This window comes from Erwinia sp. QL-Z3, from assembly GCF_004551645.1.
Classification (GTDB): Bacteria; Pseudomonadota; Gammaproteobacteria; order Enterobacterales; family Enterobacteriaceae; genus Erwinia; species Erwinia billingiae.
On sequence record NZ_CP037950.1, the window covers coordinates 1,523,050 to 1,539,318 of the forward strand.

Below are 16,269 nucleotides of genomic sequence, written 5' to 3' on the forward strand. Positions count from 1 at the left end.
CGGAAGGGTGGAAAAGTACTGTATATAATGCCATGCTTTTTCGGGCTGAGGAAGAAGGGATACGCAATATGAAACAGTGGACGGAGTTACCGCCGAGAGAAAAATTACTGGTGAAAGGCGTTGAGGCATTGAACGATACCGAATTACTTGCGCTGTTTTTACGCACGGGATCGGGCGGTGTGCATGTGATGGCGCTGGCGCAGCAGCTAATAGGGACATTTGGCTCGTTATACCATTTGATGACGGCAGACCGGACGGCATTTGATCGGGTTAAGGGGATAGGCGATGCAAAATATACTCAGATCAATGCGATAGCCGAGTTAGCCCGCCGTTTCTTTTCCAGTATTCCGGTTCAGGAGCGCCAGCTGGCGGGCGGGACGGCCGATATGCTTACCTTTTTTATCAGTCAACTTGCGCACCGTGAGCGAGAAATTTTTATGGTGGCGTTTCTTGATAACCAGCACCGGATGATTCACGCGTGCGAAATGTTTGCCGGAACCTTAAATAGCGTCGAAGTTCATCCACGGGAAATCGTCAAAGAGGCGCTGGCGAAAAATGCGGCTGCGCTGATTCTGGCACATAATCATCCCTCCGGGATTGCCCGCCCCAGTAGGGCTGACCATCAGGTCACGCGGCGAATTGTCGCGGCCTGTCAGTTAATGAATATTCACGTATTGGACCATATTGTCATTGGGTACGGCGAGTCGGTCTCTTTTGCCGAACGCGGGTGGCTCTAGCCCACCCGGTTCGGCTAAAAGCTCATTTTTTGTCCCGAGTTAAGAACGGGTAAGTGTTCAAATGAAGCTATTTTGCACGATCCAGAGGGATCTTTATCTGTTCGGGACTTGAGCAGCGGCGGCGCAGGGCGTATACTACGCCACCTTTGAGAATCTCGGGTTTGGCAAATAGGCCTACTCAGCGGGTTCACATTGAACTCGCCTGGAGGGTCTTAGAGCCTGACGAGGCGGCCAAAACCTTATTTTTAAAGCTCGAGCTGATTTGATTTTTGGAGAATAGACATGTCACGAGTCTGCCAAGTAACTGGCAAGCGTCCGGTATCGGGTAACAACCGCTCCCACGCAATGAACGCGACGAAACGCCGTTTCCTGCCGAACCTGCACTCTCACCGTTTTTGGGTTGAGAGCGAAAAGCGCTTCGTTACACTGCGCGTCACTGCCAAAGGCATGCGCGTAATTGATAAAAAGGGTATTGAGACGGTCCTGGCCGATCTGCGTACCCGCGGTGAGAAGTACTAAGGTAAAGGAACTGAATCATGGCTAAAGGTATTCGTGAGAAGATCAAGCTGGTTTCTTCTGCTGGGACAGGTCACTTCTATACCACCACGAAGAACAAGCGTACTAAGCCGGAAAAATTGGAATTGAAGAAATTCGATCCAGTTGTCCGCCAGCACGTGATCTATAAAGAAGCTAAAATCAAGTAATTGATTTCAGTGGATGAAAAACCCGGCTTCGGCCGGGTTTTTTGTTTTTAAAAGAGGATAACGGACCTTAACGGGAGGCAAGTACATGCCGGAGTTACCTGAAGTCGAAACCAGCCGCCGCGGCATTGAACCGCATCTGGTGGGCGCCACTATTCTTCATGCTATTGTCCGCAATGACCGCCTGCGTTGGCCGGTTTCCCTCGAAATTCAAAGCCTCAGCGATCAACCAGTGCTCAGCGTGCAACGCCGTGCCAAGTATCTGCTGATTGAGCTGCCGCACGGCTGGATCATCATTCACCTGGGTATGTCCGGTAGCCTGCGCGTGCTGCCCGAAGAGCTTCCCCCTGCCAAACATGACCACGTCGATCTGGTGATGAGCAACGGTAAGGTCCTGCGTTATACCGATCCTCGCCGCTTTGGTGCCTGGCTGTGGTGCACGGATTTAGCCGCGAGCAATGTGCTGGCCCATCTTGGCCCGGAACCCCTGCATGATGCCTTCTCGGCGGAGTATCTGTTTGATAAGTCGAGAAACAAGCGGACGCCGGTTAAACCCTGGCTGATGGATAACAAACTGGTGGTGGGAGTGGGGAATATTTACGCCAGCGAATCCCTGTTTGTTGCCGGGATCCATCCCGATCGTCCGGCCATGACCCTGACTCAGGACGAAGCGGCTTTGCTGGTGAAAACCATCAAGGCGGTACTGCTACGTTCAATTGAGCAAGGGGGAACAACGCTGCGTGATTTTCTGCAGACGGACGGTAAGCCGGGTTATTTCGCGCAGGAGTTGCAGGTGTATGGTCGGGCAGGCGAACCCTGTCGGGTCTGTGCCACGCCGATTAAGAGCGCGAAGCACGCCCAGCGCAGTACCTTTTATTGTCCGACCTGTCAGAAATAAGGCTTAGAGTTTAGCCTGCAGCGCGTCAAAAACGGGCTGCGGTAGAAAGGCGCTCACATCACCTTTGTGACGCGCCACTTCTTTCACCAGCGAAGAAGAGATAAACGAGTACTGCTCTGAAGGCATCAAAAACACGCTCTCCAGCTCCGGCAACAGATGGCGGTTCATGTGGGCCAGCTGCATCTCATATTCAAAGTCAGAGACGGCCCTCAGGCCTCTTACCAGCACATTGGCTTGCTGATCGCGGGCAAAGTTCGCCATCAAATCACTGAATCCCACCACCTCCACGTTCGGCAAATGGGCTACCACCTGCTGCGCCAGGCTTACGCGCTCTTCCAGCGTGAACATCGGTTTCTTGCTGGGACTGGCCGCGATAGCCAGTACGATACGGTCAAACATCAACGCGGCTCGCGTCACGATATCCAGATGGCCATTGGTCATCGGATCAAAGGTGCCAGGATAAATCGCTTTGGTGCTCATAGACCGCCCTTGCCGGAAGCGTGAGAAGAGTTATTCAGCGCCCAAAGCGCCGCGTATTTATTGAAGGTGTACTGCGCATTGACGACCGCCAGCAGCCAGCCCTGTTTGCCATCCAGAAAACCTGCACGCAAAACCAGCGTTTTGAAGAAGGCGCCGATGGTGTGCGTAAAGATGGAAACAATGCCGCAGCGCTTGCCCTGATGATAGCGCTGTTTTGCCCAGGCCTCCGCGTAGGCGAACTGTTTCCACTGGAAGGCAGAAAAGTCACGACAGGTCAGATGCAGAAGATCGCCTTTCAGCGCAGTCACGGCAACGCCCTGGGTGTCGAGCGACTCATGCACCTGGTGATCGTTGTATTGATAGCGGGAAGGATAGAGGCGGGTGACCCGGTCCGGATACCAGCCGCTGTGGCGCATAAAGCGGCCTAAAAACAGGTTACGGCGACCCAGACTGTACACCGCGTCAGCTGAGGCGGGGCTTGTTAGCACGGCCTCTATCGAAGCGCGCAGCTGTTGCGTCACGCGCTCATCGCTGTCGATCATCAAAATCATCGGATGGCTGGCATAACTCTGCGCCAGCTGACGCTGACGGCCATAGCCGTGCCATTCCGTGGAGTGAAAGACTTTTGCGCCGTGTCGGGCAGCAACCTGGGGTGTGCCATCACTGCTACCTGAGTCGAGCAGGACGATCTCATCGGCCCAGCTCACGGACTCCAGACATTCTGGCAGCAGGTCAGCCGCGTTTTTGGCGATCAGCACGACTGAAAGAGCCTGGCGTGAAGACATTTAGTGATTCCGCTGTGGCAGATGGGGTTCGAGTAACTGTAGCAGACGCTGCAGCGCACCCTGGTTCTGATGCAGCACTTCGACGGCATGACGGCCATAGTAAAGGCGATAATCTTCGTCGGTCAGCAGCGTACCAATTTCTTTATCCAGCGAGTCCGCATCGGTGACGGTAATCAGGCCGTCAGCCTGCTGCAGCTTGGCGCAGATATCTTTGAAATTGAGGGTATAAGGTCCCATCAACACCGGGATAGCATGTGCGGCCGCTTCCAGCGGATTGTGGCCGCCACGATCGACCAGGCTGCCGCCAACAAAGGCCACATCGGCAATGCCGTAAAGCAGCATCAGTTCACCCATCGTATCGCCAATCACCACCTGCGTGCTGCCTGACGGGATCTCGCCACTGCTGCGAAGGGTGTAGCTGAGTCCGGCTTTCTGCGTCAGTTCGCGGGCGGTAGAAAAACGCTCCGGATGACGGGGAACCAGAATTAACAATAAATTGGGGAAACGCGTCAGCAGCTTACGGTGCGCATCCAGAATAATGCTCTCTTCGCCATCATGCGTACTGGTGGCAATCCACACCGGACGGCGAGGTGCCCACTGGCGACGCAGGGTAATCGCTCTGGCGGCCAGTTCTGGCGTGACGGAGATATCAAACTTCAGGCTGCCGGTCACCGTCAGCTGCGAGCGTTTTAAGCCAAGGCTGATAAAGCGTTCGCCATCTTCCTGATTCTGCGCGGCAATCAGCGTAATGCGTTGCAGCAGCCGTTGCATAAATTTGCCGAGTTTTTTGTAGCCCTTTGCAGAGCGTTCAGACAGGCGGGCATTAGCGATCACCAGCGGGATCTTTCGTTTATGCAGCAGCGCGATCATGTTCGGCCACAGCTCGGTTTCCATAATGATCACCAGACGCGGGTTCACATTATCGAGGAAGCGGTTCATCGAGCCGGGGAGATCGTAGGGCAGATAAACATGGTGCACATCTTTGCCAAACGCTGAGGCTGCGCGTTCAGAGCCGGTTGGCGTCATGGTGGTGACGGTGATTGGCATCGAGGGATAGCGATGGCGCAACGCCCGCACCAGCGGGACCGCAGCCAGCGTCTCACCGACAGAAACGGAGTGCAGCAAAATACCGTCTGGCTTCACTTTGCCGGCGCAATAGCCATAGCGTTCTGCCCAACGTTTGCGGTAGGCGGGAGCCTTCCGGCCGCGGAGCCAGAGCCGGAGCCAAATCAGGGGCTGAATGAGGTAAAGCAGAACGGTATAAAGTGTTGTCATCACAGTGTTTATTCAGAGTGGAGAGACTCGCGCCAGAGTATGCCAGAAAAGAGGAATAATACGGCATGTTAGCAGATAAGTCGTCTCCGCTCACACTTCTTATCAGGGCTGCTGCAACACTTGTTGATATAGCGCATGAAGCTGCGTGGCAAGCTGTTGCGGAGAGCAGGGCAGGACCCTTTCCCTGGCAAGATCGCCCATCCGGCTGTCCAGCGTGCGTTGTGGGATGGCAACGGCCGCCGCCGTCAACGCCGGCACGTCCAACGCATCACAGACAAACCCTTGTTTACCATCGATAATGAATTCCGCGCCGCCACAGGTAAAACTGGTGATGACCGGTAATCCGCAGGCCATCGCTTCCAGAATGACGTTAGGGAAGGGATCGTACAGCGTGGGCAGAATCAAGCTGTCAGCGGCGTGATAGAAGGGGATGACGTTGTTCTGCACGCCCAGGAAATGAATGCGTTTTTCGCACCCCAGGCTGCGCGCGAGGTTTTCGTAACGTGATTGCTGCTTGTCCTGCCCGACCACCAACAGGTGCGCATCGGTCGCTGCCAGCGCGCTGATACTGGCCTTAAGACCTTTGCGTTCAAAGCCTGAACCGACATAGATAAACACTTTCGCATTATCCGGCAGGTTAAGCTGTTCACGAGACTGCTGACGTTGCTCGGCGGTTGCGGGCATAAAGCGCGTGGAGTCGATGGCATTATAAATCACCGCAAACTTCTCTTCCGGCACCTGGAAGCAGCGCATGATGTCGTTTTTCACCATCAGTGAATTGCAGATGATCTTTTTAAGCGCAGGGGAGCGGAACATCTCTTCTTCTGCGGTCATCACATAGCGGTGATAACGGCTTACCTGCGTCAGCAATCGCTGCACCGGAGACACGACCCGGGCGCGCTGTTCCAGCCACACCCGGTGCACGCCGTCGCCGGCGCGGAAAATATCGCAGCCCGCAATGCGCTCGTGACTTTGCACGATATCGAACTTCTCCTGCTGCCAGCAGGCCCGCGCGGCCACGGCAAAGCCACGTTCGCGGGAGATCCGGCCCCACTTTTTCGGGTTGCAGATATGCAGGTGCCACTCTGGCTTGGGTTCTCCCTGCCAGCTACGGGTAATGATGTTTAACTCCAGGCTATCGTCATCCAGCGCTTCCAGCGCACGTGAGATAAAACGCTCGGCGCCGCCATCGGGGCGATATTTCTGGCGCACGATGGCCAGTCTGACCTTACTCATCCAGATAATTCCTTGCGGCTTTCACCACGTCTTCAAGTGGGATGGCGCTGAGATAACGCGTTTCCGTTTTGGTATCGATGCTGTCCGGTGAGGGCAGCGGCGCATAGTCACCCGCCCAGATCACCTTATTGTTGTCGCCCCACGGCCGCCATTGCTTCAGCTTGGTTGGGCCAAACAGCGCAATACAGGGTGTATCCAGCGCGGCAGCCATATGCATTGGGGCGGAATCGACGCCGATAAACAGGTTGGCATGGTCAATCAGCGCGGCTAACTGCGGCAGAGTCAGTTTACCTGCCAGAGAGATAGCCTGACGGTTTTGACATAGCGAGAGAATATTGTCGATCATCGCCAGCTCTTTCTTATCTGGCGCGGCGGTCAGCACAATATCCATTTCGTCTGAGGCAAGACGGTCAATCAGCCCAGCCATTTTATCGTCTTCCCAGCACTTAAACAGCCAGCGGGACGTGGGCTGAATCACAATGTAAGGTTTACGGGTTGGCTGACGCTGGTCCAGCTGAGTGCGGGTGGTTTCCCAGTCGCTCTCACTGTAGTGCATTGAGGCCGGGAAGCCGTGGAAAGGGATATTCAGCGGCGTTAACGCCATCAGGTTTTGTTCAACCGTATGCAGATTTCCATGCTGTTCAGTGGTGGCCCGATGGGTATGCGCCAGGCGCCAGATGGCATTGCGACGCTTATGGTAATCAAAACCAATCCTGACTTTCGCACCCGAGAAGGCGGTAATAATGGCGCTGCGCCACTGGTCGGCGAGGTTAACCACCAGGTCGTAGTGACACTGGCGAACGGCGGAGACTAACGCCACCTCATGCCGGATGTGCTGCCAGGCACCCTCTTTTTTCCAGTTACGATCGATAAAGTGGATCTGTCGGATGTCCGGATGCGCCTGCAGCATCGGGCGCGTCTCTTTATACAAAAGCACGTCAATACTGGCATCGGGATATTGCTGGCGCAGGGCGTGGATCACCGGGGTTGTCAGCAGCATATCGCCATGATGGCGGAGTTTGATCAGTAGAATGGTTTTTGGCGTAAACATCGGGCTGGTTTGCGGAGTAGCCATGCTCATGAGATCTCAATGTTGAGTTGACCCACTGCAAGTAGGGGCCTGCCAGTAAAAATGTCGACGGGTTTCATCATCAGCCTTTCCGCCAGCGATAAATTCGGCTCAGCCAGAGCAGCAACTGGTACCACTGCTGCACGCCACGCGCATTTCGCAGCATTCTGCCCGGCGTTTTACTGGCGATCAGGTCAGCTATCATCGCCTGTCGGGCGTCCGCATCGGGTTCGCGGCGAATAGAGTGGCACACGGTCAGGGCTTCTTTCGTGACCTGCCGATACAACGGCGCAGACAGTTTTACGGTGTTTTTATAGCGCTGGTTAATCTCATCCAGCATCCGCGCGATTTTAAGATAGTGGCGCTGATATTCCACATTCCGCATTCCCGTGCGCTTCTGATTACTGATTGACTGATCGTGTACGTAATAACGGTACATCACCTCGTCGGTATACCGCACGCGGCGGGCATTCAGCATCAGTTCAGTGGTCCACGGGATATCCTGATGATGCAGGCCGGGCTCAAACTGTAGGTTAAGTTGGTCAATCAATGCACGGCGGTAAACGCCCAGCCAGACAACATGCAGATAGCGATTGGTTGCGAGGGCCTTACCGAGCCATTCAGCCCCGCTAAGAACGCCGGTAGACTGCAAACGGTCTTTAGGGATCAGCGGTTTGGCTTTATCCCCGCCCCAAAAAACGCGTTCTGCATTGCACTGGGCGATATCCAGATCGTCGGCGTTGGCCATGGCGATCAGTTTTTCATACATATCAGGTGCAAGGGTGTCGTCAGCATCGGGGAAGGTCACGTAACGGCCTGTCGCTATTGCCATCCCGGCGTTGCGGGCGCGTGATACGCCGCCATTTTGCTGATCGATAACCCGAACGTGCGGATACTCAGCGGCATACTGATGCGCCATTGCGGCTGACTCGTCAGTTGAACCATCATTAACAATAATGACGTCAAGGGATTGCAACGTTTGAGCCAGTAATGAAGCCATGAAAGCCTCAAAGCTCTTCCCGGCATTGTACATCGGGATAACCACGCTCAGTTCAGGCGCGGCGGGATCGGAATGCGGCATCATACTCAGGGTAAAATCTTCTCTTCGTGAGTCAATTGAGGCTTGCGGGCACTCACAAAATCATGGATATCATCCAGCTTACGCTTATCCAGTTCAAACAGTTGTTCGGCAGGATAATTGAATTTGTAGAGCGCCTGGAAAACAAAGGAGGTTGGCGCAATATGGTTCGGCCCGATCAGCAGAACATCGCCCAATGGCCGTTGTTCTTCTACGCAGCAGGGACCATAAATCAGCACCACCGGCACATTCTGCGCGTCAGCAATATAAACATTGCCAGAGTCCGATGCCACGTAGATATCCATCTGCTCGATCGCATAGGGCAATCCCTCCAGCGAGACCTTGCCAATCATGTTGACCAGGTTGTCGCGTTCACCAACCTCCTTATTGAGCTCGTTTAAGCGGGTAAGTTCATTCGGTGAACCAAATACATAGAACAGGCAGGGCAGGTCGCTGAGGCGATCGAACAGGCTTTTCCAGATAACAGGGGGAATGGTTTTCGCCTGATTTCCGGCCGAGATGCTGATGCCGATTTTAATTTTGTCCGTCCTGAACAGCTCTTCCGGCGTATTGACGGGTTGCACTAACGGCAGCGTCGCATGCTTGGGATAGCTCTCTTTGGTCAGCGAGCGGTCGGCCAGTTTCAGGTAGTTTTCCAGCGTCAGCGTGTTTTTCTCATGCTCCACCGTGCCGCTGGCGGTGAGATAAAAAATCCCCTGATACCAGCGACGGCGATACATCGACAGAAACTGTTTATTCTCCGCATTACAGCAGGCGGCAAAGAACAGATTGGCGTTATTAGGATGCAGCAGATAGACGTTGCGATAGCGGTTCATCAACCTGATGGCCAGCTTCAGTTTGGCCATCGTGCTGGATTTATGCTCTTCAACGTAAAAAATCTCGTCCAGAGTGGCATCATTACGGGCAAGCGGCGCGACTGAGCTGCTGAGCAGGGCGTCGCTATGCTTAAGATGCTGCATCAACGGGGTGATGTTGATGAAGTCCCCTATCTTTGCCGTTTGAATGATCAGATTACGGTTGCTTGTGTTCTTACCCAGCTTTTTCCATAGCTTAAGCGGTAAGAGCAGCAAAAATAACAATACATAATTCACGCTCTGTTCTCCCTGAGCGAGCTGAAAGTTCCACGGAAGAGGATCTGGGTAAGCGTACGTCCCATTGTCAGCCGTATTGATGAGGTCAAACTTTTCACTGAGCTCAGATATCCGTTCCTGTTAATGAGCGTTATCATGGGCCAAAACCTTCAATGATGAGTAAACAAAAAGTGGCTTCAGGTTGTCTTCGCCCTGATGTTGTGGGCTGATTTTAACGCTGAAACGAATGACAGTGCAGCAGGACTTTGTTAATTACGATTAATTAAATCAAGGTACTGTCTGCAAACAGCCTCAATACTGTAAGCATCGACATCAGGCTTAAGCATTATGGGTGGATGAAGATAAATATCCCGCATTGTCGTCGCCAGCGAATCGTCATTCATTTCTGCCAACCCCCGCGATAATTCGCCGGTCAGGATGCTGACGGGGCCACCCGGGCAGCGCGTGCTGACCACCGGCGTATGGCAAATTAATGCTTCGACTAATACGTTGCCAAACCCTTCACTGTCCGAGCTAACGACCAACAGCTTCGCATGACGGATGTAGGGATAGGGATTGCTGATAAATCCCTTAAAAATGACACGCTTGCTGATGCCTAAGTCAATAGCCAAATCTTTAATCGCGCGGGTAGCCTCGCTACTTCCCTGGCCAATTAACACCAGCGGCGCTTCCAGGCCACTTTTGGCGTAGGCACGTAACAGCCGGTCATGGCGTTTGGTCTGATGAAAACGGCCCACATGGACCAGATAGTCCTTACCTTCCATCGAGCAGGGTTTCAGCGAAAGGGCTTCAATGGCCTCAAACTCAAAGGGATTGAATATCACCTGTTCACGTTTAGGCTGGATTTCAAACGAGCGCTTCAGGTCGTCAACGACGTATTGCGAGACGCCAATGATGTTGCGGCCCTGATAAATGCGGCGGATTTTGGCCTTTTTAAGCCACAGAGAGAAACCTTTACGGCGGGCAAGGTATGAGGCAGAAAACACCCCATGCAGGCAGAACCAGGTCTTTTCAGGCTCAAGGTGCGGGCAGCGGCGGACGATGCGATCCGTCTTATGCAGATGAGAAATCACCAAATCGAACGGGGTATCACTCTTCTCCGCCGTATGGATTTCTTTATCCAGCTGTGCAGCACGGCGGCTCAGTTCGGTCAGTTTGCGCCACGGTTTTTTGCAGTTATCTTTGATCACCCGGAAATCCAGACCGGGCGGGATGGCGTACTCACACACTGAACGCAGTGAGAATAACGACACCCGATGTCCACGCTCCATCATCCCTTTTGCAAGAGTCAGCACGACTTTCTCAGCTCCCCCTCCGGGTAAGCCATCAATGATCATCAAAATGCGCTTGGACAATTTTTTACCCTTAGCCAGAAAAATACTGCGGAGAAGGCGACGTAGCCTCTTTTGCCGCATAAATGCCGCTCATCTTTTTTTTGATTCAGGCGGATCCTTCTGCCAGAGCTGTGTAGATTACAATCGGGAAAACAAGCCGAACATCAGGGGCTTCCCAATGTACTCTTTTTTATTAGCTGTAGTTATCTTAGAAAATTAACAGGAAGAGTGCCACAGCATAATCCACTGACAATATTGCCTCGCGAATCTCTTTGCGTCTCTAATGTCCGCTGCGTAACATACCCTCAGACTAACCAGGAGTATGGAAACGGCATGACCACACCCGCATTTCTCATCACTATTGATACGGAAGGTGACAACCTGTGGCGCAATCGCTCGGGTATTGTTACCACTAAGAACGCGGGATATCTCGCACGTTTCCAGCAACTTTGCGAAAAATACGGCTTTAAACCGACCTGGCTAACCAACTATGAAATGGCCATCGACCCGGTTTACCAGGCATTCGCTCGTGATGTGATCGCCCGCGGAACTGGTGAAGTGGGGATGCATTTACATGCCTGGAACAGTCCGCCAGCGTACCCACTGACTGACGATGACTGGAAATTTCAGCCCTATCTGATCGAATATCCTGTTGATGAAATGCGCCGAAAAATCGCCTTTATGACAGAGCTACTGGAAGAGACCTTTCAGACAAAAATGCTCAGCCATCGGGCAGGGCGTTGGGCATTCAACCAGCAATATGCCCGGCTTCTGGTTGAGTTTGGGTATAAGGTGGACTGCTCCGTCACGCCTGGCGTGAACTGGCAGTTTTCTCCGGGTGCGCCGCAAGGCTCCGGCGGCACCAACTACACGCATTTCCCGCGCAATGCCTATTATCTGGATGCGGAAGATATTTCCCGTGAAGGCACCTCGCCGTTGCTGGAAGTGCCAATGAGCATTCAATACAAGCATTCGGGGATGATGAACCGCCTGAAACAAGGCTATGACCGTTTACGTGGCAAGCAGCGCAGTTCGTCGGTTCACTGGCTGCGTCCGACGGGCGGTAACGTGCAGCAGATGATTGGCGTGGCTGAAAAAACGCTGGCCGCGGGATCGGATTACGTTGAGTTTATGCTGCACTCGTCCGAATTTATGCCCGATGGCAGCCCGACCTTCAAAAATGAAGCGGATATCGATCGCCTTTATGACGATCTGGAGCAGTTGTTTAACTGGCTACATAGCCGGACCGTCGGGATGACGTTAACGGAATATGCGGCCACTAAAGCTCGTTGATGTGATAAACAGGATTCGGTGAAAGAGAAAATGAAAATGAGCTTCAAAGATACGGACTTCCGTGCTGTTTTTTACTTACTGGCCCTGGCTTGTACGCTGCTAACCATTATGGTGACCTTTATTGATGTTAAGGGCGCCAAGGTGCTGTTTTACTGGAGCTTCTATTTTTCACTCGCGGGGATTTTGTTTAACCTGAGAGAGTATGATAAATCGCGGCTATGGTTCATTGGGCTATTGGCCGTGCTTGGCTTGAGTAAGGTCATCTGGTTCTACTGGGAGTATCTGGGCAGCGCGGATTACAGCGAGTTTAACGACTACTTTAATGCGGGAAAACGCCTGCTGTTGGCGTGCTTTATCGGTTACTGGCTGTTTTCTCAGATGAAGAACTACCCGAAAAGAAGTCTTTGGTTAATCCGCACCGGCTTATTGGTGGCGTTTTTTGCCGCGACCCTGTTCGGTTTATATCAATACTTTAGTGATATTCACCGGGTCGCTTTTTCGTTAGACCGCGCCACCATATCCGCCTATGGCTATGCGATGCTTTCAACGATGGTGCTGTTTATGCTGGCCACCGAAAAGCATACCCCTGAAAACATCCTGTTCTGTCTGGCGATCTTTTGTCTGTCCTATTTTATCCTGGTGCAAACCGGCACCCGCAATATGATGGCGGCTTATCCCCTGATTATCCTGCTGGTTGGCGTACTGCAATTCCGTCACTTCGGCCTGAAGTCATTATTCTCGGTGGTGATTGCCTTGGTGATCTTGGTTGGGGTGAGCTATAAGCCGATGATTGAGCCGAAGCTGGACTCGACTCTGCAAGAGTACAATACCTATATCCAGTCGGACGGGAATCAGTTTGGGTCGTTAACCACGCGTCTGGCAATGTGGCGAGTGGGGTCAGTCTGTTTCATCGCGCATCCTCTGGGGATGAAAACAGAAGATCGTACGGCGTGCTTCGAAAACTATGTGAAAACCCGCCATACAGACACCATCTCGCTGATGTATGAGAAAGTGCATTTGCACAACGAATTGCTGGATAGCGCGACGCTACAGGGAATTCAGGGCGCGTTGGTGATGCTGCTGTTTTATGTCGTGCTGATTACCTACGCTCTACGAAGCAGAAATGCGTTGATGCTGGCGGTGATGTTTGGGGTAGTGATTAGCGGCCTGAGTGACGTGGTGTTCATCAGCCGTGAGTTAACGATTTGCGTGGCGTTGATGCTGATCGTCTGCGAGATGTTCAATGCATTGAGAAGGCATCAGCAGAGCAGCCTGGCCCGTTAACGTCTTCACCGGGGTCTTCACAGACCCCGTTTACGCACCTTCAGCATTTTTCTTTTGTAGCTGAGTCTGATTTTTCTATCCAACAGGAAACGGCTCAGACTGACCCGACCAATACGCTCGTTGACGATCCTGTCCTGACCGCTGCTCCGCAGCGCGTCTGGATAGCGGTTGGCGATATCCAGCCAGTGGCATGTAATTAGCGAGGCAAAGTTAGCGGGTAAAACCTCATCCATATGCTGCGTTGCCGCAATCAGACAGTCGATTTTCCGCTTGTCTATCGCGGAAGACAGGCTGTTGGCGTGTTTGCGATAGAGATAGAATCCGCTGTCTGAATAAAGCGTCTTATGACTCAGTGTCAGTAACAGTGGAAATAACCAGCTGTCCTCATAACAAATGAAGTCTGGAAAAGCGTGCTGCTGGAGCAGATGACGGGCAAAAAACTGGCCAATGAAATGTGCCTGATAGTCACGATGGATCAGAAACCGTTCAACAGACTGATGTTGAGTCAGTATTTCAGGTGCCTTTGCCTGCCAGATGGGCTGATTGGCAATATCACCACGCACCTCAATAATCTTACTCAGGAAAATGTCCGGCGCGTGCTCTTGCAACGTGACCAGCCGATCCCGCAAAGCATCAGGCAGGAGTTGGTCGTCACTGTCGACCATCAGCAGGTAATCGCCCGTCGCCAGGCTCACCGCCTGATTACGAACTTTACCGACGTTTCGGTGGGCTGAAAGGACGCTGCGAAGATGGGGTAATTGCCGTGCATAGCGATCGATAATGGCCTGCGTGCCGTCCGTGGAACCATCATTAACGATGATGATTTCAGCTTGATCGAGTGCCTCACCCAATGAAGCCACAATGCTGTCGAGCGTTGCAGCAAGATAGGCTTCACTGTTATGGGCGGCAATCAGGATGCTGAGCGGGCAGGCGTTGGTCATTGGCTTAACGGTACCGGTAAGGCGATAGCGGGCAATAGCAGCGACATGACATTCTCAGCGGTAATCGAGGCCATATTATTGCCCTGCCCGGGACGTAGCACGCACTGGTTCTTGCCGTAACCGCCTATCAATCCCGGGTCGGTCGGGCCATAAAGCGTGATATTCGGGCGATCCAGCGCGGCGGTAAGATGGCTTAAACCGGTATCGACGGAGACGACTGCTCTGGCGCCTGCCAGCGTGCGGGCAACCTGCTCAAGCGTCAGCTTAGGCAGCACGTCGACATAGCTAAACCCTTCGGCCAGCCTGATGGCGCGCTGGTGTTCGTGGTCTGCGCCCCACGGCAATTTAATCCTCAGGCCGCTGTCGGCGAGTAAACCAATCAGCTCGCGCCAATGGCTTTCTGGCCAGTGTTTGGCATCACGCGTGGTGGCATGGAGAAACACCAGGTACTGTCCGGCATCAGATGGCGGCTCGCTGAGGAAATGCTGCGCGATGGCGTAATCCCCTTCGCTATCCGGCATCGGGTAACCAAGACTTTTTGCGAACAGCTCGCGGGTTCGCTGCACGGCGTGTTGTTTTTTACTGATTTCATGGCGCTCGTCATACCACCAACTGGCGAAGGGTTCGCGCGCACTGCGGCTGTCCTGACCATGCTTAACGCCTTTCGCAATGCGCGTGACCAGCGCGGCGCTTTTGATCAGTCCCTGCGCATCAATCACCACATCATACTCGCGCGACTGCACTTCGCGCTTGAACAGGAAGCGCTCTTCGCGGACTTCGCTGCCAAACCAGTGTTTACGCCAGCGGCGGATGGCCACCGGGATCACTTTATCCCCGGCAGGATGCCAGGCGGGGATCTGCGCAAAGCCTTCTTCCACCACCCAGTCAAAGCGAATGCCGGGAATAGCCTGCATGGCATCGGTTAGCGCCGGAAGCGTGTGCAGCACGTCGCCCATTGAGGAGGTTTTAACAATCAGGACGTGCATGTTTTTTCCTCGTCATCCGCTAACAAGGCGGTCAGCTCGGCGATCACCCGCTCAGGCTGAATATCGATCAGGCTCTGATGATAGCCTTCTTCCGCATCCCCTTTGCGTACCTTGTGGTAGCCGGTGATCAGGCGGATGACGCGCGCTTTGTCGGACAATGGCGGCGTAAAGTCAGGGCTGCTTGGGCCGTAGAGTGCGATCAGCGGACGATCCAGCGCGGCGGCAATGTGCATCAGACCGGAATCGTTGCTCACCACCGCACGGCAATGCGCCAGCAAAATTACCGCCTGTTCCAGCTGGGTTTCGCCTGCCAGATTGCGGCAATGCGCACGCGAATCTTCCTGCAGGCTTTGCAGGATCTGTTCGCCCGTCACTTTATCTTTGGCCGAACCAAACAGGATGATTTGATAGCCACGGTTGATCAGGCTCTGCGCCAGCTCAGCGTAGTGGTAATGCGGCCAGCGTTTTGCCGGACCAAATTCTGCGCCAGGGCAAAAACCGATCGCGGGACGATCTGCCGATAAGCCGAACGCCGCGGCGGTCGTCAGCTTTTCAGCTTCATTGACCTGCAGCTTCGGCCACAGCAGCGGCTGCGGCAGCTGGGCCGCATGGCTGTAGCGCGATTTGTCGTAGGCCAGCGCCACATAGCGCTCAACCATTAAAGGCCACGCGGCTTTATCCAGCACCCGCACGTCGTTCAGCAGCCCGTAGCGCATTTCACCGCGCCAGCCGGTGCGGGTTTTGATATCGGCAAAGAAGGGAACTAACGCGGACTTAAACGAGTTGGGCAACACGTAAGCCCGATCGTAACCTTTGCTGCGCAAGGCTTTGCCCAGACGACGACGCTCGCCTAATGCCAGCGCACCATGGCCCAGCGGCATCGCCAGCGCTTCGTTGACCTCTGGCATACGCGATAACAGTGGACGGCACCACGCGGGTGCCATCACATCAATTATCGCGTCGGGTTCAGCCGCCTTCAACGTGCGATAGAGACTTTGCGACATCATCATATCGCCAACCCATGAAGGGCCGATTACCAGAATCTTCATTGCCGGAATTG

At 53.7% G+C, this 16,269-nt stretch carries 17 protein-coding genes; 6 read left to right on the top strand and 11 right to left on the bottom strand.

The window, feature by feature from the left end:
- Window positions 1–68 precede the first annotated feature (68 nt).
- From radC to mutM, 4 genes are all read left to right on the top strand, one after another.
- Window positions 69–737 carry a DNA repair protein RadC gene (radC, locus tag E2F51_RS07635; protein ID WP_134823142.1) on the top strand — a complete coding sequence of 223 codons (669 nt, stop codon included), beginning with the start codon at window positions 69–71 and terminating at the stop codon, window positions 735–737.
- A gap of 282 nt (window positions 738–1,019) precedes the next feature.
- Window positions 1,020–1,256, top strand: coding sequence for a 50S ribosomal protein L28 (gene rpmB / locus E2F51_RS07640; protein ID WP_013200101.1), 237 nt, complete (start codon window positions 1,020–1,022; stop codon window positions 1,254–1,256).
- A 17-nt stretch (window positions 1,257–1,273) separates the two neighbouring features.
- Window positions 1,274–1,441 (top strand): 50S ribosomal protein L33, encoded by a 168-nt coding sequence (gene rpmG / locus E2F51_RS07645; protein ID WP_001051798.1) that lies wholly within the window; start codon window positions 1,274–1,276, stop codon window positions 1,439–1,441.
- 85 nt (window positions 1,442–1,526) lie between these two features.
- On the top strand, window positions 1,527–2,336 hold the full coding sequence (mutM, locus tag E2F51_RS07650) for a bifunctional DNA-formamidopyrimidine glycosylase/DNA-(apurinic or apyrimidinic site) lyase (RefSeq protein WP_013200102.1): 810 nt from the start codon (window positions 1,527–1,529) through the stop codon (window positions 2,334–2,336).
- Between the two features lie 3 nt (window positions 2,337–2,339).
- Here the strand turns inward: mutM and coaD are convergent, their stop codons facing one another.
- From coaD to E2F51_RS07690, 8 genes are all read right to left on the bottom strand, one after another.
- The gene (gene coaD / locus E2F51_RS07655) at window positions 2,340–2,816 is read right to left on the bottom strand and encodes a pantetheine-phosphate adenylyltransferase (RefSeq protein ID WP_013200103.1); all 477 of its coding nucleotides are present in this window, start codon (window positions 2,814–2,816) and stop codon (window positions 2,340–2,342) included.
- Window positions 2,813–3,601, bottom strand: a complete 789-nt coding sequence (locus E2F51_RS07660; RefSeq protein ID WP_053145272.1) for a glycosyltransferase family 2 protein — start codon at window positions 3,599–3,601, stop codon at window positions 2,813–2,815. The genes coaD and E2F51_RS07660 overlap by 4 nt, the downstream gene beginning before the upstream one ends.
- Window positions 3,602–4,876 carry a lipid IV(A) 3-deoxy-D-manno-octulosonic acid transferase gene (waaA, locus tag E2F51_RS07665; RefSeq protein ID WP_041691839.1) on the bottom strand — a complete coding sequence of 425 codons (1,275 nt, stop codon included), beginning with the start codon at window positions 4,874–4,876 and terminating at the stop codon, window positions 3,602–3,604.
- A gap of 102 nt (window positions 4,877–4,978) precedes the next feature.
- Complete coding sequence (locus E2F51_RS07670) at window positions 4,979–6,112, bottom strand: glycosyltransferase family 4 protein (RefSeq protein ID WP_134823143.1); 1,134 nt, start codon at window positions 6,110–6,112, stop codon at window positions 4,979–4,981.
- A complete protein-coding gene (gene rfaQ / locus E2F51_RS07675) occupies window positions 6,105–7,187 on the bottom strand; it encodes a putative lipopolysaccharide heptosyltransferase III (protein ID WP_371732179.1) in 1,083 nt (360 codons plus the stop codon). Before rfaQ ends, E2F51_RS07670 begins: the two co-directional genes overlap by 8 nt.
- Window positions 7,188–7,263: 76 nt before the next feature.
- Window positions 7,264–8,262: a glycosyltransferase gene (locus tag E2F51_RS07680; RefSeq protein ID WP_134824840.1), complete on the bottom strand. Its 999-nt coding sequence runs from the start codon at window positions 8,260–8,262 to the stop codon at window positions 7,264–7,266.
- Window positions 8,263–8,267: 5 nt separating this feature from the next.
- Complete coding sequence (locus E2F51_RS07685) at window positions 8,268–9,371, bottom strand: glycosyltransferase family 9 protein (protein ID WP_134823145.1); 1,104 nt, start codon at window positions 9,369–9,371, stop codon at window positions 8,268–8,270.
- 248 nt (window positions 9,372–9,619) lie between these two features.
- Window positions 9,620–10,726: a glycosyltransferase gene (locus E2F51_RS07690; protein WP_225309793.1), complete on the bottom strand. Its 1,107-nt coding sequence runs from the start codon at window positions 10,724–10,726 to the stop codon at window positions 9,620–9,622.
- 312 nt (window positions 10,727–11,038) lie between these two features.
- Here E2F51_RS07690 and E2F51_RS07695 point away from each other — a divergent pair, with 312 nt between their 5' ends.
- Window positions 11,039–11,998: a polysaccharide deacetylase family protein gene (locus E2F51_RS07695; protein WP_134823146.1), complete on the top strand. Its 960-nt coding sequence runs from the start codon at window positions 11,039–11,041 to the stop codon at window positions 11,996–11,998.
- 36 nt (window positions 11,999–12,034) lie between these two features.
- Window positions 12,035–13,282, top strand: coding sequence for an O-antigen ligase (locus tag E2F51_RS07700; RefSeq protein ID WP_167738390.1), 1,248 nt, complete (start codon window positions 12,035–12,037; stop codon window positions 13,280–13,282).
- A gap of 17 nt (window positions 13,283–13,299) precedes the next feature.
- Here the strand turns inward: E2F51_RS07700 and E2F51_RS07705 are convergent, their stop codons facing one another.
- Genes E2F51_RS07705 through rfaF form a run of 3 tightly spaced genes read right to left on the bottom strand, consistent with a single transcriptional unit; the run spans window position 13,300 to window position 16,258 of the window.
- Window positions 13,300–14,223, bottom strand: a complete 924-nt coding sequence (locus E2F51_RS07705) for a glycosyltransferase family 2 protein (RefSeq protein WP_134823148.1) — start codon at window positions 14,221–14,223, stop codon at window positions 13,300–13,302.
- Complete coding sequence (rfaC, locus tag E2F51_RS07710) at window positions 14,220–15,209, bottom strand: lipopolysaccharide heptosyltransferase RfaC (RefSeq protein WP_134823149.1); 990 nt, start codon at window positions 15,207–15,209, stop codon at window positions 14,220–14,222. Before rfaC ends, E2F51_RS07705 begins: the two co-directional genes overlap by 4 nt.
- A complete protein-coding gene (gene rfaF, locus E2F51_RS07715) occupies window positions 15,197–16,258 on the bottom strand; it encodes an ADP-heptose--LPS heptosyltransferase RfaF (protein ID WP_013200115.1) in 1,062 nt (353 codons plus the stop codon). Before rfaF ends, rfaC begins: the two co-directional genes overlap by 13 nt.
- Window positions 16,259–16,269: the final 11 nt, after the last annotated feature.